This window comes from Marinobacter sp. NP-4(2019), assembly GCF_003994855.1.
Lineage (GTDB): Bacteria > Pseudomonadota > Gammaproteobacteria > Pseudomonadales > Oleiphilaceae > Marinobacter.
Genome location: NZ_CP034142.1, coordinates 1102966 through 1120444 on the forward strand (window position 1 = coordinate 1102966; position 17479 = coordinate 1120444).

Annotated in this window: 18 protein-coding genes; 9 read left to right on the forward strand and 9 right to left on the reverse strand. The window is 59.0% G+C overall.

Translation table 11 applies throughout. The features are described 5' to 3' along the window. From dxs to EHN06_RS04990, 4 genes are all read right to left on the reverse strand, one after another. Nucleotides 1–1932, reverse strand: a complete 1932-nt coding sequence (dxs, locus tag EHN06_RS04975) for a 1-deoxy-D-xylulose-5-phosphate synthase (protein WP_127330710.1) — start codon at nt 1930–1932, stop codon at nt 1–3. Between the two features lie 110 nt (nt 1933–2042). Continuing rightward, on the reverse strand, nt 2043–2942 hold the full coding sequence (locus EHN06_RS04980; RefSeq protein WP_127330712.1) for a polyprenyl synthetase family protein: 900 nt from the start codon (nt 2940–2942) through the stop codon (nt 2043–2045). Then, nucleotides 2942–3196, reverse strand: coding sequence for an exodeoxyribonuclease VII small subunit (locus tag EHN06_RS04985; RefSeq protein WP_127330714.1), 255 nt, complete (start codon nt 3194–3196; stop codon nt 2942–2944). Before EHN06_RS04985 ends, EHN06_RS04980 begins: the two co-directional genes overlap by 1 nt. Nucleotides 3197–3250: 54 nt before the next feature. After that, complete coding sequence (locus EHN06_RS04990; protein WP_127330716.1) at nt 3251–4027, reverse strand: NRDE family protein; 777 nt, start codon at nt 4025–4027, stop codon at nt 3251–3253. An 85-nt stretch (nt 4028–4112) separates the two neighbouring features. On the opposite strand from EHN06_RS04990, the gene EHN06_RS04995 reads away from it, so the two are divergent. From EHN06_RS04995 to EHN06_RS05010, 4 genes are all read left to right on the forward strand, one after another. Continuing rightward, a complete protein-coding gene (locus EHN06_RS04995) occupies nt 4113–4910 on the forward strand; it encodes a sulfite exporter TauE/SafE family protein (protein WP_127330718.1) in 798 nt (265 codons plus the stop codon). Between the two features lie 10 nt (nt 4911–4920). Then, complete coding sequence (gene lgt / locus EHN06_RS05000) at nt 4921–5709, forward strand: prolipoprotein diacylglyceryl transferase (RefSeq protein WP_127330720.1); 789 nt, start codon at nt 4921–4923, stop codon at nt 5707–5709. After that, a complete protein-coding gene (locus tag EHN06_RS05005) occupies nt 5706–6545 on the forward strand; it encodes a thymidylate synthase (RefSeq protein ID WP_127330722.1) in 840 nt (279 codons plus the stop codon). The genes lgt and EHN06_RS05005 overlap by 4 nt, the downstream gene beginning before the upstream one ends. A gap of 428 nt (nt 6546–6973) precedes the next feature. Then, on the forward strand, nt 6974–7489 hold the full coding sequence (locus tag EHN06_RS05010) for a dihydrofolate reductase (protein ID WP_127330724.1): 516 nt from the start codon (nt 6974–6976) through the stop codon (nt 7487–7489). Here EHN06_RS05010 and EHN06_RS05015 read toward each other — a convergent pair. Next, on the reverse strand, nt 7468–9003 hold the full coding sequence (locus EHN06_RS05015; protein ID WP_127330726.1) for a DEAD/DEAH box helicase: 1536 nt from the start codon (nt 9001–9003) through the stop codon (nt 7468–7470). The genes EHN06_RS05010 and EHN06_RS05015 overlap by 22 nt on opposite strands. A gap of 195 nt (nt 9004–9198) precedes the next feature. Here EHN06_RS05015 and EHN06_RS05020 point away from each other — a divergent pair, with 195 nt between their 5' ends. After that, on the forward strand, nt 9199–9987 hold the full coding sequence (locus EHN06_RS05020; RefSeq protein ID WP_127330729.1) for an acyl-CoA thioesterase: 789 nt from the start codon (nt 9199–9201) through the stop codon (nt 9985–9987). Nucleotides 9988–10012: 25 nt separating this feature from the next. Here EHN06_RS05020 and EHN06_RS05025 read toward each other — a convergent pair whose 3' ends face one another. The 3 genes from EHN06_RS05025 to EHN06_RS05035 form a co-directional block, all read right to left on the reverse strand. Continuing rightward, the gene (locus EHN06_RS05025) at nt 10013–10912 is read right to left on the reverse strand and encodes a haloalkane dehalogenase (protein ID WP_127330731.1); all 900 of its coding nucleotides are present in this window, start codon (nt 10910–10912) and stop codon (nt 10013–10015) included. Nucleotides 10913–11036: 124 nt separating this feature from the next. Next, the gene (locus EHN06_RS05030; protein ID WP_127330733.1) at nt 11037–11285 is read right to left on the reverse strand and encodes a hypothetical protein; all 249 of its coding nucleotides are present in this window, start codon (nt 11283–11285) and stop codon (nt 11037–11039) included. Nucleotides 11286–11408: 123 nt separating this feature from the next. Next, nucleotides 11409–11753 carry a hypothetical protein gene (locus tag EHN06_RS05035; RefSeq protein ID WP_127330735.1) on the reverse strand — a complete coding sequence of 115 codons (345 nt, stop codon included), beginning with the start codon at nt 11751–11753 and terminating at the stop codon, nt 11409–11411. Nucleotides 11754–11876: 123 nt separating this feature from the next. On the opposite strand from EHN06_RS05035, the gene EHN06_RS05040 reads away from it, so the two are divergent. Both EHN06_RS05040 and EHN06_RS05045 read left to right on the forward strand, forming a co-directional pair. Next, complete coding sequence (locus EHN06_RS05040; protein ID WP_127330737.1) at nt 11877–12953, forward strand: AI-2E family transporter; 1077 nt, start codon at nt 11877–11879, stop codon at nt 12951–12953. Nucleotides 12954–13096: 143 nt separating this feature from the next. Next, nucleotides 13097–13507 (forward strand): peptidoglycan-binding domain-containing protein, encoded by a 411-nt coding sequence (locus tag EHN06_RS05045; RefSeq protein WP_127330739.1) that lies wholly within the window; start codon nt 13097–13099, stop codon nt 13505–13507. A gap of 69 nt (nt 13508–13576) precedes the next feature. On the opposite strand, the gene ilvD is transcribed toward EHN06_RS05045, so the two are convergent. Continuing rightward, nucleotides 13577–15412, reverse strand: a complete 1836-nt coding sequence (gene ilvD / locus EHN06_RS05050; protein ID WP_127330741.1) for a dihydroxy-acid dehydratase — start codon at nt 15410–15412, stop codon at nt 13577–13579. A gap of 174 nt (nt 15413–15586) precedes the next feature. Between ilvD and EHN06_RS05055 the strand changes: the two genes are divergently transcribed. Then, nucleotides 15587–16843 carry an HDOD domain-containing protein gene (locus EHN06_RS05055; protein ID WP_127330743.1) on the forward strand — a complete coding sequence of 419 codons (1257 nt, stop codon included), beginning with the start codon at nt 15587–15589 and terminating at the stop codon, nt 16841–16843. A gap of 48 nt (nt 16844–16891) precedes the next feature. Further along, nucleotides 16892–17470: an LON peptidase substrate-binding domain-containing protein gene (locus tag EHN06_RS05060; RefSeq protein WP_127330745.1), complete on the forward strand. Its 579-nt coding sequence runs from the start codon at nt 16892–16894 to the stop codon at nt 17468–17470. Nucleotides 17471–17479: the final 9 nt, after the last annotated feature.

The following is a 17479-nucleotide window of genomic DNA, read 5'->3' on the forward strand; positions in this document are numbered from 1 at the left end:
TTACTTGACCACTTTCAGGGTCTGGTGGCGTAGCCGTTCCAGGCGTCTTTCAATTGAACGCCGGATACCGTCGGCATCCAGTCCGCAGTCACTGAGCAACTCCCCGTGTTTGCCATGGTCGATGAAAGTGTCTGGTAAACCCAACTGCAGCACGGGCTGACTGACGTCCCGGGCGTTGAGGAATTCAGTGACAGCGCTGCCGGCGCCACCGGCAATGGTGTTTTCTTCCAGTGTGACCAGCAGGTCGTGGCGTTCAGCCAGCGCCAGGATCAGTTCCTCATCCAGTGGCTTCACGAACCGCATATCCGCTACGGTTGCTCCCAGAGCCTCTGCGGCTTCCAGGGCAGGGGGCAGCAGGGTGCCAAAGTTAAGCACGGCGACGCCACTTCCTTCTTTCACCACGCGGCCCCGGCCAATGGGCAGGGGCGCTAAAGTCTTGATGATTTCCGCGCCGGGCCCGGTTCCCCTGGGATAGCGTACTGCAGCCGGCCCTTCGAACATCAGTCCGGTATGGAGCAGTTGACGGGTTTCATTCTCATCGGACGGTGTCATCACCACCATATTTGGAATGCAGCGCAGATAACTGATGTCGAAAGCCCCGGCATGGGTCGGTCCATCTTCGCCGACCAGTCCGGCACGATCAATGGCAAACAGCACATCCAGGTTCTGGATGGCAACATCGTGGATGAGCTGATCATAAGCCCGTTGCAGGAAGGTGGAATAGATGGCCACCACCGGTTTGGCCCCATCACAGGCCAGCCCGGCGGCCAGGGTCACCGAGTGTTGTTCGGCAATGGCCACATCGTGGTAGCGATCGGGGAAGCGCTTGGAGAACGCCAGCAGGTCTGATCCTTCGCACATTGCCGGGGTAATACCGACAACCCGCTCATCCTGTTCCGCCGCATCGCACAGCCACTGACCGAATACGTTGGCGTACTTGGGTTTGGCGGGCTTCGGCTTCACCGGTTCCGGTTTGCTGGCGGGCACCGGCTCAATCTTGTTGATGGCGTGATAGCCAATAGGGTCAGCCTCGGCCGGAGCAAAGCCCTTACCCTTGGTGGTGACAACGTGAAGGAACTGCGGGCCGTCGAGCTCGCGAATGTTCTCCAGGGTTTCCACCAGCAGCGGCAGGTCATGCCCATCGATCGGGCCAATGTAGTTGAAACCCAGTTCCTCGAACAGCGTGCCGGGGGCAATCATGCCCTTGAAGTGCTCTTCGGTTTTTTTCGCCAGCGCCATCAGGTTGGGGGCGCTCTGAAGAACTTTCTTGCTGCTGTCGCGTACCTGGTTGTAGGTGCGGCTGGCGAGCAGTTTGGCGAAGTAGTTGGAGAGCCCGCCTACGTTGCGGGAAATAGACATGTCGTTGTCGTTCAGCACGACCAGCATATCGGCATGCAGGTGACCGGCGTGGTTCAGAGCTTCGAACGCCATGCCCGCAGTCATCGCCCCATCGCCGATTACAGCGATGCTCTTGCGACCGGTGTTCTGCATGCGGGCGGCCATGGCCATGCCCAGGGCGGCACTGATTGACGTGCTGGAGTGGCCCACGCCAAAGGTGTCGTATTCACTCTCGGCGCGCTTTGGGAAACCCGCAAGCCCGCCTTTGCGACGAATGGTGCCCATCTGCTCACGGCGACCGGTCAGGATTTTGTGGGGGTAGGCCTGGTGACCCACATCCCAGACCAATCGGTCCTCCGGGGTGTTAAAGACATAGTGCAGGGCGATGGTCAGTTCGAGTACGCCCAGCCCCGCGCCGAAATGGCCGCCGCTCTGACCAACGGACCATAGCAGGAACGCCCGCAACTCGCGGGCCAGTTGCGTCAGCTGCTCTGCCGGCAGTTCGCGTAACTGGTCCGGAGTATCAATCCTGTCCAGGAGCGGCGTGTTGGGCCGCTGCGGCGGGATTTCCTTGAAAATATATGTGTCCTGCATCTGTTAGGGTCTTTCTCGATCTGTTTGGCGAATCAGTTGTTGTCGGATTACGCCGGTGGCTAATCCAACCTACGGGGTAATGATAGTGTGCGCTTCCAGCCCCGGATCAATCAATGGCTCCGGGCGACCACATAATCCGCCATGGCTCTCAGCGGGTCCGCTTCTGGACCGAAACCGGCCAGATGGTCAAGTGCGGTCGTGAGCAACTGAGACAGAAATTCCCTGGCGCCATTATTGCCAAGCAGGGCCGGGAACGTCGGTTTGCCCTTGGCGAGGTCGGAGCCCTGAGGTTTTCCGATAACGGACGTATCCCCCTCGATGTCCAGCAGGTCGTCCTGGACCTGGAATGCCAGTCCGAGTGCCCGGGCGTAGCCCGTCAGGGCGGTGAGGTGCTCATTCGACAGTGAGTCCGCCGTCAAGGCACCGATGCGGACGCTGGCCTCGATCAGTGCGCCGGTCTTGTGGCGATGCATGTTTTCCAGTTCGCCAATGCTCAGTTTTTTGCCCACGGAGGCCAGATCAATGGCCTGGCCTCCGACCATGCCCCGATGTCCGCTGGCAGCGGCCAGTTCCCGAACCATGGTCAGTCTTGTGGCATCGCTCAATTCAGGGGCTTCTGCCAGCCAACCAAAGGCCAGCGCCTGCAGGGCGTCACCGGCAAGGATGGCGGTCGCCTCGTCGAAGGCGATGTGAGCCGTGGGGCGCCCTCTGCGCAATTCATCGTTGTCCATGGCGGGAAGGTCGTCATGGATCAGAGAATAGGCGTGGATCAGTTCCAGGGTACACGCTGGCACCAGTGCCCGCTCTGAATCCTGGCCCACGGCGCGGGCGGCCGCAAGGCAGAGCGCCGGGCGAATGCGTTTGCCACCACCGAGTACGCTGTAGCGCATGGCTTCCTGCAGACGAGCGGAGGCCCGGCCGTTGGCTTCGATGCGTTTATCCAGTGCGGCATCCACCCGGGCCCGCGAGGTTTCAAGAAAGCTTTCCGCAATCAGGGGCTGTGCGGTCATCAGGCGGACTCATCCGGTGTGAAGGGGCGGGTTTCCAGGGTGCCGTCATTGTTCTGCACCAGTTGCTCAACGCGTTGTTCTGCTGTCTTCAGGGCTTGCTGACACTCGCGGGTCAATTTGACGCCTCGCTCAAAGGCTGTCAGTGACTGCTCCAGGGACAGCTCGCCCTGTTCCAGATCGCGGACCAGCTTTTCCAGCTCATCAAGGGATTTTTCAAAGTCGGCGATGGATGTTGCGCCTTGTTCACCGGCCATGGTAGGCCCTCCGGTTGCTTCGCGGGTTTTGCGGATTATATCAAAGGTTGAGTGCTATCGCTGCCAGCAGAACTGCCGTCGTTCGCCGGCTTCGCCCATGGGGTTCCATCCCTGTTCCGTTACCCGGATTTCCCCGCTGCGGCTGACGGACACGATGGTGGTGGCACGGGTGCCGTAGTCACTGCCCACAATAAAGGGAGACGACAGGAAACGCTCGGTTTCAAGCCCGACGCCGGTATCGGGCAAGTCCCGGTCCGGAGCAGGGGTGGTGTCCTGCAGCAGCTTGATCAGGGCATCATGGAGTTGTTCCGGTGCATCCGCCGGCGTTGCGGTCAGGGTCTGTGACATGGCATTACGAAGCCTCAGGAGTTTCGGCCACGGCGTCTGCAACAAATGGTTGCTGAGGCCATAGGTGCCGCGATGGACCTTACGTCCGGGGTGGGCGTCGCGATTACTGAAATACCAACCGGACTGCTCATCCAGATGAATCAGATTGAACCCGGAATAGTCGTCCTGATGTCGCGACAGTTGCTGCTCCAGCTCGGAGGCGGGCAGTGTCAGGGCTCGTAGTGGCAGCTCACCCCGGCTGACTCGTCCGGGTTCTGCACTGCCTTCCCGAACGTTGGTTACAGCAGCGACCTGACCCTCCCGGTTGACCGCCAGCCAGGTGCCGCCGGACATCAGGTCGCGGCCGGCCAGGACAGGTGGCTGGTTTTCATCGTGCCACCAATCCATGGCAGCCGTGGGCCTGCGGAAAAATTCATCGCGATTGGCGGCAACCACCAGTGGGTAATCGGGATGCTGTCCCAGGGAAAAAGCGATCAGGCACATGGTGGTATCGATGCTCTCATAATGAACTCGGCGACGTCGGTGTGTATCATACCAGCCTTGTTTCCTGACTGCGTGTGGCTGTGCTATGACCCTGTTAAGCGTATTTGGCCTCTACCTTGCGCTCGGCGCCTTTGCCGGGACGCTGGCGGGGCTGTTTGGCATAGGCGGCGGTCTGGTCATTGTGCCTGTGCTGATTTTCAGTTTCGGGTTGCAGGGTATCAGCACCGAAATCGCCGCGCATATGGCCGTAGGCACATCGCTGGCAACCATCGTGTTCACCTCCCTCAGTTCCATTCGCTCTCACCATCTGCATGGAGCTGTAAGCTGGGACATATTCAAGCCAATGACCGGGGGGATTGTCATTGGTGCCCTGGTGGGTGCATGGACGGCCTCCCTGCTAAGCGGGTCTGCGCTGGAACTGGTGATCGGTATTTTTGTCATCCTGGTCGGGGTGAAGATGATCCTTGAGGTGAACCCGAAGCCGGGGCGGGTCGTACCAGGTGCCGTAGGGCTTGGGGCGGCTGGCGGCGGCATCGGCTGGGCTTCGGCTATTTTCGGTATTGGTGGCGGAACCCTGACCGTGCCATACCTGAGTTGGTGCAATGTAAAAATGCAGCAGGCGGTGGGCACCTCGGCGGCCTGCGGATTGCCAATCGCCGTGGCCGGTGCTGTCGGTAATATCTGGACCGGGTGGGACAAGCCAGCGTTGCCGGAATTGAGCTTCGGTTTCATCTATCTGCCTGCTTTTTTGGGTATTATCCTCACCAGCGTGTTGTTTGCCCGGGTCGGGGCCAATCTCGCGCACCGTCTGAATGCCCGGTTATTGAAACGCATATTTGCCATCATGCTGATTCTGGTCGGCATCCGCTTTCTTCTGAGCTGAGAGGTTATTGATGCTGCAGCATCCGCAGTTTGATCCCGTGGCTATTTCCCTGGGGCCCCTGAAAATCCACTGGTACGGACTGACCTACCTGGTCGGTTTTATTGCCGGCTGGTGGCTGGGCCGGATCCGGGCCCGTAAACCCTGGTCGCCCCTGAACGAAGAGCAGGTGGGCGACCTGCTGTTCTACATCGCCCTCGGGGTCATTCTCGGCGGCCGTTTCGGTTACGTGGTGTTCTACAACTTCGATGCCTTCATCGCCGACCCGCTCTGGTTGCTGCGGGTATGGGAAGGAGGCATGTCCTTCCACGGTGGCCTGCTCGGCGTGATGCTGGCCATGTGGTGGTATGGTCGTAAGGTGGGTTCCGGTTTCTGGCGCATGGCGGATTTCGTCGCGCCATTGGTGCCCATCGGTCTCGGTGCCGGCCGTATCGGCAACTTCATTAATGGCGAACTCTGGGGCAAACCAACCGACGTTCCCTGGGGCATGGTGTTCCCCCAGGCGCCGGACTCCTTGGCACGTCACCCGTCCCAGCTGTACCAGTTTGCCCTGGAGGGGGTGGTGTTCTTTGCCATCCTCTGGTGGTTCTCCGCCAAACCCCGCCCACGCATGGCAGTGTCAGGCCTGTTCCTGGTGTGCTACGGGGTGTTCCGGTTCCTGGTGGAATTCGTACGACAGCCGGATCCGCAATTGGGCTACCTGGCCTTTGACTGGCTGACCATGGGGCAAGTGCTGTCGTTCCCGATGATCGTCGCCGGCGCCGCCCTGATGTTGATTGCATATCGCAGAGGTATTGAATGAAAGCCTATCTCGACCTGATGAAAGACGTGGTGGACAACGGTCTGGACCGTGGCGACCGTACGGGTGTTGGCACCCGCTCCGTCTTTGGCCGACAGATTCGGTTTGACCTGGAGCAGGGCTTCCCGCTGGTCACCACCAAGAAAGTCCACCTGCGCAGCATCATCCAGGAACTGCTGTGGTTCCTGAAGGGCTCCACCGACAACAACTGGCTGAAAGAGCGTAACGTTTCCATCTGGAACGAATGGGCCCTGGAAAACGGCGATTTGGGCCCCATCTACGGCAAACAGTGGCGCAGCTGGCAGTGCCCGGACGGCAGCACCGTTGACCAGATCAGCGATGTCATCGACCAGATCCGCAACAAACCCAACTCCCGCAGGCTGATCGTCTCCGCCTGGAACCCGGCGGAACTCCCGGACGAATCCATCGGCCCCCAGGACAACGTCCGCCAAGGCCGCATGGCGCTGGCCCCTTGCCACTGCCTGTTCCAGTTCTACGTCGCCGACGGCAAGCTTTCCTGCCAGCTCTACCAGCGCAGCGCCGACCTGTTCCTGGGCGTGCCGTTCAACATTGCGTCCTACGCCTTGCTGACCCACATGATCGCCCAGCAATGTGATCTGGACGTGGGTGAATTTGTGCATACCTTCGGTGACTGCCACCTGTACCAGAATCACCTGACCGACGACATCGTGTTCGAGCAGCTGAAGCGTGAGCCTCGGGCTCTGCCTAAACTGGTGATCAAGCGGAAGCCGGAGTCTATCTTCGGGTATGAACTGGAAGACTTCTCGTTTGAGGGGTATGACCCTTACCCCGTGATTAAGGCTCCCATCGCGATTTGACCGGGGCTTTTGCACCGGCCCTGTTGTTTTGGGGGCGGCAGGGTAGCGGGTGGGGCTTTCCGAAAAACGCCTCAAGGCATCCATGCGCGGCTTCGGCTCCGCCATCCATGGCTCCGCAGATTTTCGGAAAGCCCCACCCGCTACCCTGCGATCTGACGACAGAGCTGGCTGTTCAAGAAGATTCGGTCACGGTTGGGATGGCTTACTCCGGTTTGAGTTAACGAGTGCTTCAGTAATCAGTTCGAGCGGGCTGACTCCATTGTCGAGTCGCAAGAGGGGGGGAAGGGGTGTTCAAAAATCTGCGGAGCCATGGATGGCGGAGCCGAAGCCGCACACGGACGTCTTGAGGCGCTTTTTGGAGACTGTTTCCCGCCCTCTCGCAGCCCCCAAAGTTTAAAGCCAGGACCTGAGAACCAAGAGGACAAAACATGAGAAAAGCCCTGATAGTCGCCATGTCCCGCAATCGGGTCATCGGCCGTAACAACAAGCTGCCGTGGTACCTGCCCGGTGACCTGCGGTACTTCAAGCAGGCCACCATGGGGAAACCCATTATCATGGGGCGGAAAACCTGGGAGTCTATCGGCCGGCCATTGCCCGGGCGGATGAACGTGGTTATTTCCAGGAACCCGGAATGGGAAGCACCTGCCGGAACCGTAGCGGCAAAGTCACTGGACGAAGCACTGGTCAAAGCCGAGGCTCAGGCAGAAATCGAGGGTGGGGACGAAGTGATGATTATCGGGGGCGGGCAGATCTACGCCGAAGCCCTGCCGATGGTGGATCGGATCTACATCACCCAAGTGCACGCAGAAGTCGAGGGAGACGCATTCTTTCCGGAAGTGAATTGGGATGAGTGGGAAGAAATCGGACGGGAGGATTTCTCCGCGTCCGACAACAACCCTTACGACTACAGTTTCGTCGTCTATCAGCGCTTGGCGTCGGCCTGACGGGCCGGGCGCTTACTAGCGGGCTTGCCGCCCTTGCCAGGAGGCTTGCCCTTGGGGCCGGGGCCGCCGCGACCTTTTGGTCCCTTCTTGAAGCCCGGCTTGAACCCGGGCTTGCCACCCTTGCGGCCATCGCCCGGACGACCGCCCTTGCGATCCCGGCGTGGCGGTGTTGCAGACACCACCGGTAGGGCTTCCGGCTGTTCCAGAGGCATGGAGCCCGGCTGGGACGCTTCCATCCAGCACGCCAGGGCACCGGCCACCATCGCCATATCCATATCATTGCGCTCGGCGATTTCGTCCAGCAGCGCCATCGACTTTGCCAGCTTGCGGTCCTCGGCAAAACCCAACAACTGCGCCTCGAACTGCTGCTCACGCATCTTCTTCAAATCCGTGGGTGAAGGCAGCTCATAAGCTTCCATCGGCGAGTTGGTTGCACGCTCAAGGGTACGTAGCCAACTGCGCTCCCTCGGGGTCACCAGCAGGATCGCCTTGCCTTCACGACCGGCGCGGCCAGTACGACCAACCCGGTGGATATAGGCTTCGGTATCGTAGGGGACATCGTAGTTGATAACGTGGGTAATCCGCGGCACGTCCAGGCCCCGGGCCGCCACATCCGTGGCCACGATGATGTCTTTCTTGCCGCGCTTGAGATCTTCAACCGTCTGTTCGCGCTGACGCTGATTCAGGTCACCGTTCAGGGGAGCTACCGCGTGCCCACGGGCAGACAGCTTCTCGGCCAGCAGTGTGGTTTCCGCCTTGGTGCGCACGAAAATGATCGAGGCGTCGAAAGGCTCCACCTCAAGGATGCGGGTCAGGGCGTCCAGTTTGCGTTCGGCGTAGACCGGCAGCACGAACTGGGAAATCCGCTCGACCGTGCGGGTTTCGCTCTCGATTCTGACCTCGGTCGCGTTACGCAGGTAGGTCTGGGCGACTTTTTTGATCTGCGGCGGCATGGTGGCTGAGAACAGCGCACGCTGGCAGTTCTCTGGCGTCTTGGCGAGAATTGCCTCGACGTCGTCGATGAAGCCCATGCGAAGCATCTCGTCGGCTTCATCCAGCACCAGCGCTTTCAGGCTGTCCAGCTTCAGGGTGCCTCGGCGCAGGTGATCCAGCATGCGACCCGGAGTGCCTACGATAACCTGGGCACCGCGCTTGAGGGCCTTCAGCTGTGGATAGAAGTCCTGGCCGCCATAGATCGGCAGCACATGAAAGCGGCTGAATTTGCTGGCGTAGGTGGTGAAGGCTTCCGCCACCTGAATCGCCAGCTCCCGTGTGGGGGCCAGTACCAGGATCTGTGGCTCACTCACGGAAGCGTCAATCCGACTCAGCAGGGGCAGGGCAAACGCCGCCGTTTTACCGGTACCGGTCTGGGCAACGCCCAGAAGGTGGTTGCCGGCAAGCAGGGCAGGAATGGCCTGGGCCTGGATGGGAGACGGGGTTTCATAACCGACGGCGGTGACAGCGTCGAGAACGGCTGAATCCAGACCAAGTTCGGCAAAAGACAATTCTGACATTAATGTACTCGGAATTCGGAGGGTAAAGCATTGCGGGGCAATGCATGATGTGGTCGCATTATAGCCCGTTTGTGGTTGCTTTAATACGCAAAATACCTGACGGGTCGTAGGTAGTTGCCGGTGCGACCCATTGCGCTACCGGATTTTATTGGGCAGTCTTTGATTTTTCAGATAGCAAGCTAACAGGAATGACTCATGAATTTTGATGACGTGCTGGCGGCCGGCAGGGCCGGAGAGGAGCTGGTGTTTACGCCTGACTGGGCGCAGGGGCGTGCCACATTCGGCGGTATTATCGCGGCGTTGGTGTTCGACAAAATGGAAAAAGTCGTGGCACCCGGTCGCGCCATGCGATCCCTGCAAGTATCTTTTGTCGGGCCGGTCACGCCGGGGGTGCCGGTCGAGATTGATGCGCAAATTCTGCGCGAGGGCAAAGCCGTCAGCCAGGTTCAGGGCAGAATCCTGCAAGAGGGTGAGACCAGGCTGGTGTGCCTTGCCAGCTTCGGCGGCGATCGGGAATCGGCGGTGTCCGTTAACCCGTTGCCGGCACCGGATGCAACACCAGTGGAAGAGTGCCAGGGGTTGCCCTATATCAAGGATATGACGCCGGAGTTCACCCAGCATATCGAAATGCGTTGGGCCTTCGGTTCTTTTCCGTTCAGTGGCAAGGGTGGCCGTGAGATGGGTGGCTGGATGCAGTTCCGGGAGCAGCCGGAGGAAATCTCCGATGCTCATATTGTTGCGCTGATTGATGCCTGGCCTCCGGCGGTGCTACCCCATCTGAAAGAACGGGTGCCGGCCAGTTCGCTGAGCTGGGCTCTGGACATCATACACCCACGACCCGCAATGGCACCGGGAGACTGGCTGCTATACAAGGCGACGATCGATCAGGCCGGTGCAGGTTACGGACATACCCAGGCAGGCATCTGGACCAGCAGGGGAGAGCTGGTGGCCCTGAGCCGTCAGACGGTCACAGTATTCGGCTGAGCGTCTTGCTGGAGCTGGCGGCTTTCTAGGCCGCCTGCACCGATTTCAACGCATCGTTAATGATGCGGGCAAAGTCTTCCGGCGAGTCTTCCTGCAGGAAATGACCACCCCGAAGGGTCATGTGGGGCTGGCCATAGGCTCCAGGGATGCGTCGCTGCATATACCGGTCCCCACCACGGGTGATGGGGTCGCCACTGCTAAAGCAGGTAATGAAGGGCTTTCTCCATTTCTCCAGGACTTTCCACGCCGCCTTGTTGGGTTCGCTGGCCGGATCATCCGGCGAGACCGGCACCAGTTTGGGAAATGCCCGGGCCCCGGCTTTGAACTCGGAACCGGGAAACGGTGCCTCGTACGCAGCCAGTTCAGCCCGGCTGAGGGTGCGTTCCGTTCCCAGTTGCACGATGCGCCCTACCGGAAACCAAGGGCTGTGGGTGGCAAAGGCTTTCCACAGCGTAAAGACCGGGGGGATGCGGGTCTCTCCCGTGGGCAGCATGCCGTTACCAACGATGATTCGTTGAAAAAGATGCGGGTTTTCCGCTGCCAGGCGCAGTCCCAACAGTGAGCCCCAGTTCTGGCACACCAGCGTGATGTTGGTCAGCTCGAGAGACTCCAGCCAACGGGTTAGCCAGTCAATATGGCGTTGGTAACTGTAATCGGCGACGTTGGCGGGTTTGTCGGACTTGCCGAAACCGATCAGGTCAGGGGCGAGAACCCGGTGTCCTGCGGCAGCCACAATCGGGATCATGTGGCGGTAGAGGTACGACCATGACGGCTCACCATGAAGCATCACCACAGGCGAGGCGGTTGCTGGTCCTTCATCAACGAAATGCATTCTCAGGCCTGGCTCCACGTCCAGGTAATGAGGTGCAAAAGGGTAGTCCGGGAGGTCCCGGAAGCGGGCCTCATCGGTTCTCAGAATACGCATGCCATCGACTGTCCTGACTGAGTGGTTGCGTGGCTGTAATGGTCGCAGCCTTCACTTCAGTCAGGATAAAGCAGATGGAAAATTTGTGTGTTTGGTTTAGGTAACAGTGCGTTGCCGGATTGAATCAGGACGCCAGACCGAACAGCGTTTCAGGATTGTCGAACGCCGTCAGAGCGTCGTCACAGCAGTTGACGGCACCGCAATCGTCGGCGGAGCAAAGGCCAATAGTCTGGCAGTGAAAATCCTGGAAGCGTTCATCTTCGTTACGGAAAATCCGGGCACGGGGCAATGTGGAATGGCAGTGTCCGCACAGCAGTGTCGGAACGGCACTTCCTTTTGCCGCTACGGCGCGATAATGCTCTTGTTTACTCATTTTAGACCTCCTCATTATCTCCAACATAAGGGCCCAATGTGACATTTCAAAGACCTGGGCACCCTGCGTAACGGAGGAGAAGTACGTATACAAACCCCTTGATGTTCATTTTAGACGGTGTATTCAGTTATTGGCATCTGGAACAGGGCGACGGTTGGAGCGTTTGTCGTCCCAGTTCAGCTCTTTCGGGTTGTACCAGCCGATTCGGTCCAGAACCTTCTTCCGGGTGGCCGGGGACAAGGTTGGCCACAGTTCCTGAAATTCGTCCAGGCCTTGATCCCGCTGCTTTTGCTGTTTGCTTTGCAGGCGGCGGATGATGCGCGGGAGCTGCAAAGCCTCGCCCAGTTGACCGGGCACCCAGACGTCCTGCCCCATGACCTTTTTGCGGTGTGTCCTGGCTGCCAGTACCTTGTGCAGGGCGGTGGCTGCATCGAGTGCGGTTTCGGTAGTGAACTCTTCGTGATCCAAGGGCTGACCTGTTTTATTACTGATCAATAACCAACCACTATACCCTGAAAAAGCCTGCACTGGCCACGGGCCGTGTTAGGCTATGGCTCAGTTTTCGGGAACAGCATGGGAGAGACTCAATCGATGTACGAAAAACTGGAAACACGGACTTTTCTGGCCATGCTGGTGGGTGTCTCCCTGGCATTCATTCTGCTGATGAAGCCGTTCTTTGGGCCCATTTTCTGGTCCGTAGCCATTGCCCTTATTTTTTACCCGGTAAGGGAGGCGCTGTCGCGTCGGCTGGGAGATCGTCCCAACGTTGTTGCCTTGCTTACACTGACGATCTGCATGGTGATTGTGGTGATACCGGTCATTATTCTGGTGACCTCCCTGATTGCGGAAGGGCTGGGGCTGTATCAGAAAATACAGAGTGGTGAGATCCAGCCGGGGGAATACATTGATAAGGTTAACCAGTCATTTCCGGCGATAGAAGCTTTCCTCGCCCAGTTCGATATTGACTTCAGCGAGCTCCGGGACCGTGCTGTCAGTGCCTTCCTGGGGGGCAGTCAGTTCCTGGCCAGGCAAGCGCTCGGGTTTGGACAGAATACTTTTCAGTTCTTCCTGGGGCTGGCGTTGATGGTGTATCTCGCTTTTTTCCTGATACGGGACGGGAACAAGCTGGTGGAGCTGATGATTCGTGCCTTGCCCCTGGGGGATGAGCGCGAACGCCTGCTGTTTGCCAAGTTTGCCGAGGTCACCCGGGCAACCGTAAAAGGAAATCTGCTGATCGCTATCATCCAGGGTGCCCTTGGCGGGCTGATCTTCTGGATACTGGGGATTACCGGGGCGCTGTTATGGGGTGTGGTGATGGCAATCGTGTCTCTCATTCCCGCGATTGGCGCGTCTCTGGTCTGGGTGCCGGTTGCGATCTATCTGTTCGCCGCCGGCGATGTTGTTGCCGCCATCGTGCTGACGGCCTTTGGTGCGATCGTGATCGGCCTTGCCGATAACGTCTTGCGCCCCATTCTGGTTGGCCGTGACACCAAACTTCCGGACTATATTGTCTTGCTGTCAACGCTGGGGGGCATCGTCATGTTTGGCATTAATGGATTCGTGATGGGGCCTCTGGTTGCTGCGCTTTTCATGGCGTTCTGGGGTATCTTCATTCGTGAGTTCGGTGAGGTGCCGGTCTTGACCTCAGAACAGGAATCCGACCTGTAGTGCGAAACTGTGATCTGTATGGAATCGGACGGGTGGGGAGCTATGGTAGGCTGCCGGCGACATACCCCGTTCATGGGGATAGGCTCCATCCAACAAGAAGAATCGATATCGTGAGGATATCAGGCGATTCTCAGGAGAATTCCATGCCAACAACAACGAAACGTCGTCCGGTGATCGCAGCTATAATCACCGCCGCGTTGGCCCTGAGTGCAGCGCCCGTGGCGTTTGCCAACAATACTGTGGCCCTCAAGAACGCGCTCTATGGCGCGGGTTATGACGTGGATAACGTCAACAGCACAATGGATAGCGATACCCGTTCCGCACTCCGGGCCTTTCAGCAGGACCAGGGCCTGACAGTTACTGGTGAGTTGAATGAAGCTACCAAATCGGCACTGGGTATGGTGCCGATGGAAGTAGCGGTTAATCAGGCATCCGCTGGTAATAATCCCTCTGTGGCGGACGGCAGTGACCCCGTTTCCGTAAAAGCAGGGAGCGAGCCGGAACAGGAAGACGCGGTTGAGGAGGATGATGACGGCGGATGGTCTCTGTTCTGATACCGGTTCCGCAACAAAAAGCCCGCCAGGCTTGCGACCTGAGCGGGCTTTTTTATGCCCGAAACAGGCTCAGTCGAGTTTACTGAGATCCCGGACAGCACCCTTGTCCGCACTCGTAGCCAGCAGCGCATAGGCTTTCAGTGCGGCAGACACCTTACGGTCTCGGGGGAGCTCGGGTTTCCAGCCCTTGCTGTCGCGTTCGGCCCGGCGACGGTCCAGTTCCCGTTGATCGATTTCCACGTTGATGCTCCGGTTGGGAATATCAATGCGGATAAGGTCACCGTTTTCGATCAGACCAATGGCGCCGCCTGCCGCTGCTTCCGGCGATGCGTGACCGATGGACAGTCCGGAGGTGCCACCAGAGAAACGACCGTCAGTCAGCAGGGCACATTCCTTGCCCAGGCCTTTCGATTTCAGGTAGCTGGTCGGGTAGAGCATTTCCTGCATGCCCGGTCCGCCACGCGGCCCTTCGTAGCGGATAATGACGACTTCGCCAGGCTTGACCTCGTCGCTGAGGATGCCGGCGACGGCGGAATCCTGGCTTTCGAACACCCGGGCCTTGCCTTCGAAGACATAGATACTTTCATCCACACCGGCGGTTTTGACCACGCAACCATCCTGCGCGATGTTGCCGTACAGTACCGCGAGGCCACCCTCGGACGAGTAGGCGTGCTCGACGGAGCGGATACAGCCGGTTTCCCGGTCACCGTCCAGGGACGGCCAACGGGTAGCCTGGCTGAACGCGGTCTGGGTGGGAATGCCGGCAGGGCCGGCCTTGTAGAATTCCACCACTTCCTCTGGCGGCTTGCGCATGATGTCCCAGGTTTCCAGGGCTTCGTGCATGGTTTTGCTGTGTACCGTCGGCAGGTCGGTGTTGATCAGTCCGCCGCGCTCAAGTTCACCAAGGATGCCCATAATGCCGCCGGCACGGTGGACGTCTTCCATGTGGTATTTGGGTGAGTTGGGCGCCACCTTGCACAGCTGCGGAACCCGGCGTGAAAGCTGGTCGATTTCGTTCAGTGTGAACGGAACGCCACCTTCCTGTGCTGCCGCCAACAGGTGCAGGATGGTATTGGTGGAACCGCCCATGGCGATGTCCATCACCATGGCGTTTTCGAAGGCGGCCATGGAGGCGATGCTCAACGGCAGCACGCTGGCGTCATCTTCTTCGTAATAGCGCCGTGTGTTCTCTACAATCTGGCGACCGGCCTTGAGGAACAGCTGTTCGCGGTCAGCGTGGGTAGCCAGCATCGACCCGTTGCCCGGCAGCGCCAGGCCGATGGCTTCGGTCAGGCAGTTCATCGAGTTGGCGGTGAACATACCGGAGCAGGAGCCGCACGTGGGGCAGGCGCTGCGCTCGTATTCGGCGACTTTCTCATCATCCGCAGTAGGGTCGGCGGCGATGACCATGGCATCCACCAGGTCCAGTTTGTGCTCGGACAGCTTGGTCTTGCCGGCCTCCATCGGGCCGCCGGATACAAAAATGGTGGGAATGTTCAGGCGCATGGCGGCCATCAGCATGCCCGGGGTGATCTTGTCGCAGTTGGAGATGCACACCAGGGCGTCGGCGCAGTGGGCGTTGACCATGTATTCCACGGAATCGGCGATGATTTCCCGGGAGGGCAGGGAATACAGCATGCCGTCGTGGCCCATGGCGATACCGTCGTCCACGGCGATGGTGTTGAATTCCTTGGCAACGCCTCCCGCAGCCTCGATTTCGCGACACACCAACTGGCCCAGATCCTTCAGGTGAACATGCCCTGGCACGAACTGGGTAAAGGAGTTGGCAACGGCGATGATCGGCTTTCCGAAATCTTCGTTTTTCATACCGGTGGCGCGCCAGAGCGCACGGGCACCGGCCATGTTACGGCCTGCGGTGGATGTCCGCGAACGATACTGAGGCATGGGGGTCTGGTCTCTCTTCTGTTGCCTGTGACAAAGGTTGGGAGAACAGAGGATACCAGATTCGACTCTTATCGCATGGTTGTTTTACGGGTCCGTGTTTACAATGAGTAACAATAGGGCCGAACCGGTCGTCTCTGAGGACAGGGCGATTGGGTAAAAGGAGAGAGTGTGTCTATGGCCGAACAGGAAAGCCTGTCGTTGCGTCGTCTCAAGCAGTTTCAGCCCCTGAACCGGTTAACCGATGATCAATTGGTTCTGCTCGCCAGCCGGGCGGAACGCCGGGTGCATGGCGCTGGGCAACGGGTGGTCGAGCGGGGTGCCCGGGATGGTGTGGATCTGTTTCTGGTTGCCGGCACGGTAGAGCTGGCGTCTGCAGATGGCCGGAAATCCACCATTGATGCAGGCAGTGAGAAGGCGCTGAACCCCATTGCCCGCCTGCAACCGCGAATCTACGATGTGACGGCGGTTCAGCATTGCGAATTTCTCGCGGTGGAACAGGATATCCTCAATCAGATGTTGCGTTCCGCCCCGGTCCAGCAGGTGGAAATCGAGTCCGGCACGGACTTTGGTAGTGGCGAAAGTGAGGAACACCGCCTGTTAATGGAGTTCTACCTGGAATTGCGCTCCAACCAGATGAGCCTTCCGAGTGTGCCGGATGTCGCCTGGAAGGTGCGGCGACTTGTTGAGCGAGAGGACACCAGTGCCGAGCAGGTTGCGCTGGCAGTGTCTGCTGATCCTGCCATGGCCGCCAAGCTCGTCCGGGCCAGTAACAGCCCCCTGTACCGTGGATTCAGGGATGTCCGCAATGTGCGGGAGGCGGTGGTTCGGCTGGGTATGCTGACAACCCGTCAACTGGTTACCGTGTTTGCCATGCGGGAGGTATTCAAGACCCGGCAGGCCTCTCTGCAGAAGGAGATGGACCGGCTGTGGCGACATTCCAGAGAAGTCGCCGCCCTGTGTTGGGTATTGGCCGACAGTGCAACCCGGTTGAACCCGGAAGAAGCGATGTTGGCGGGGTTGTTACACGATATTGGTGTGGTGCCTGTGCTGGTTCAGGCTGAACACCACGTCAACCTGTTTGCGGATCAGGCCAATCTGAAACACGCCATGACAGAGTTGAGGGGCGACGTTGGCACCGCCGTACTGGAGAGCTGGTCGTTTCCCGATACCTTTGTTGAGGCGGTGCGCCATGCAGAGGACTGGGAGTATGAAAGCCGTAAACCGGAACCGCAGTTGGTGGATGTGGTGATTGTTGCCCAGTTGCACTCGATGATTGGTTCCAGTCAGAATGCAGATCTTCCCTCATTTGATGAAGTGCCTGCCTATCGCAGGCTGGGCGAACTTGAACTGAATGCATCCCGGAGCCTGCAACTGCTGACAGAGGCTCGTGCCAGGGTGGATGAAGTTCACCAGCTTTTGTCAATTCACTGAGGTTGTGTGATGGTGATTCCGGATTCGACTGACAGGTGACCGCCCCCGATGAATGTGCCTCTTTTCCCTCTCAACTCGATTGTCCTGCCCAGGGGGCGTATCCCCCTGCAGCTGTTCGAGCCGCGCTACATCGACATGCTGACACGGTGTCTCAAGGAAGATCGGGGGTTTGTCGTGGTGATGCTTCGTGAGGGGCTGGAGACGGCCAAAGAGGCGGCATTTTACGACATAGGCACCTACGTGCGAATCATCGATTTTCAGCAGCTGGATAACGGTTTGCTGGGCATTACCGTGGAAGGAGAGGGCAAGGTTTCCGTGGTGCGGAGTTGGCAGGAGCCTGATGGGCTGAACCTGGGTGATGTTGAATGCCTGATGGACGAAGTCAGTTGTGAGGTCCCGGAACGCTACCTGGAACTGCCCGCGGTGTTGAAGGCCCTGTTTCGCCATCCAGTTATCCGTGATCTGGACATGGATGTTGACTACAGCGATGCCCGGGATGTGGGGTGGAGGCTGACCGAACTGCTGCCTCTGGACAAGCGGGAGAAGCAACAGTTGGTGGAGCTCCAGGACCCTATCGAAAGGCTGAGCCGGTTGCACTCCCTGCTTGAGGCGCTGGAGCAGGGCTGAGCAGTGTTC

What these genes read in the sequence shown, in the direction of transcription:
- lgt (WP_127330720.1), top strand. Translation starts at nt 4,921, where the DNA reads ATGCTGCAGCATCCGCAGTTTGATCCCGTGGCTATTTCCCTGGGGCCC.
- EHN06_RS05060 (WP_127330745.1), top strand. Translation starts at nt 16,892, where the DNA reads ATGAATGTGCCTCTTTTCCCTCTCAACTCGATTGTCCTGCCCAGGGGG.
- EHN06_RS04985 (WP_127330714.1), bottom strand. Translation starts at nt 3,196, where the DNA reads ATGGCCGGTGAACAAGGCGCAACATCCATCGCCGACTTTGAAAAATCC.
- EHN06_RS05015 (WP_127330726.1), bottom strand. Translation starts at nt 9,003, where the DNA reads ATGTCAGAATTGTCTTTTGCCGAACTTGGTCTGGATTCAGCCGTTCTC.
- EHN06_RS04995 (WP_127330718.1), top strand. Translation starts at nt 4,113, where the DNA reads ATGACCCTGTTAAGCGTATTTGGCCTCTACCTTGCGCTCGGCGCCTTT.
- EHN06_RS05055 (WP_127330743.1), top strand. Translation starts at nt 15,587, where the DNA reads ATGGCCGAACAGGAAAGCCTGTCGTTGCGTCGTCTCAAGCAGTTTCAG.
- EHN06_RS05025 (WP_127330731.1), bottom strand. Translation starts at nt 10,912, where the DNA reads ATGCGTATTCTGAGAACCGATGAGGCCCGCTTCCGGGACCTCCCGGAC.
- dxs (WP_127330710.1), bottom strand. Translation starts at nt 1,932, where the DNA reads ATGCAGGACACATATATTTTCAAGGAAATCCCGCCGCAGCGGCCCAAC.
- EHN06_RS04980 (WP_127330712.1), bottom strand. Translation starts at nt 2,942, where the DNA reads ATGACCGCACAGCCCCTGATTGCGGAAAGCTTTCTTGAAACCTCGCGG.
- EHN06_RS05040 (WP_127330737.1), top strand. Translation starts at nt 11,877, where the DNA reads ATGTACGAAAAACTGGAAACACGGACTTTTCTGGCCATGCTGGTGGGT.
- EHN06_RS04990 (WP_127330716.1), bottom strand. Translation starts at nt 4,027, where the DNA reads ATGTGCCTGATCGCTTTTTCCCTGGGACAGCATCCCGATTACCCACTG.
- EHN06_RS05010 (WP_127330724.1), top strand. Translation starts at nt 6,974, where the DNA reads ATGAGAAAAGCCCTGATAGTCGCCATGTCCCGCAATCGGGTCATCGGC.
- EHN06_RS05005 (WP_127330722.1), top strand. Translation starts at nt 5,706, where the DNA reads ATGAAAGCCTATCTCGACCTGATGAAAGACGTGGTGGACAACGGTCTG.
- EHN06_RS05045 (WP_127330739.1), top strand. Translation starts at nt 13,097, where the DNA reads ATGCCAACAACAACGAAACGTCGTCCGGTGATCGCAGCTATAATCACC.
- ilvD (WP_127330741.1), bottom strand. Translation starts at nt 15,412, where the DNA reads ATGCCTCAGTATCGTTCGCGGACATCCACCGCAGGCCGTAACATGGCC.
- EHN06_RS05020 (WP_127330729.1), top strand. Translation starts at nt 9,199, where the DNA reads ATGAATTTTGATGACGTGCTGGCGGCCGGCAGGGCCGGAGAGGAGCTG.
- EHN06_RS05030 (WP_127330733.1), bottom strand. Translation starts at nt 11,285, where the DNA reads ATGAGTAAACAAGAGCATTATCGCGCCGTAGCGGCAAAAGGAAGTGCC.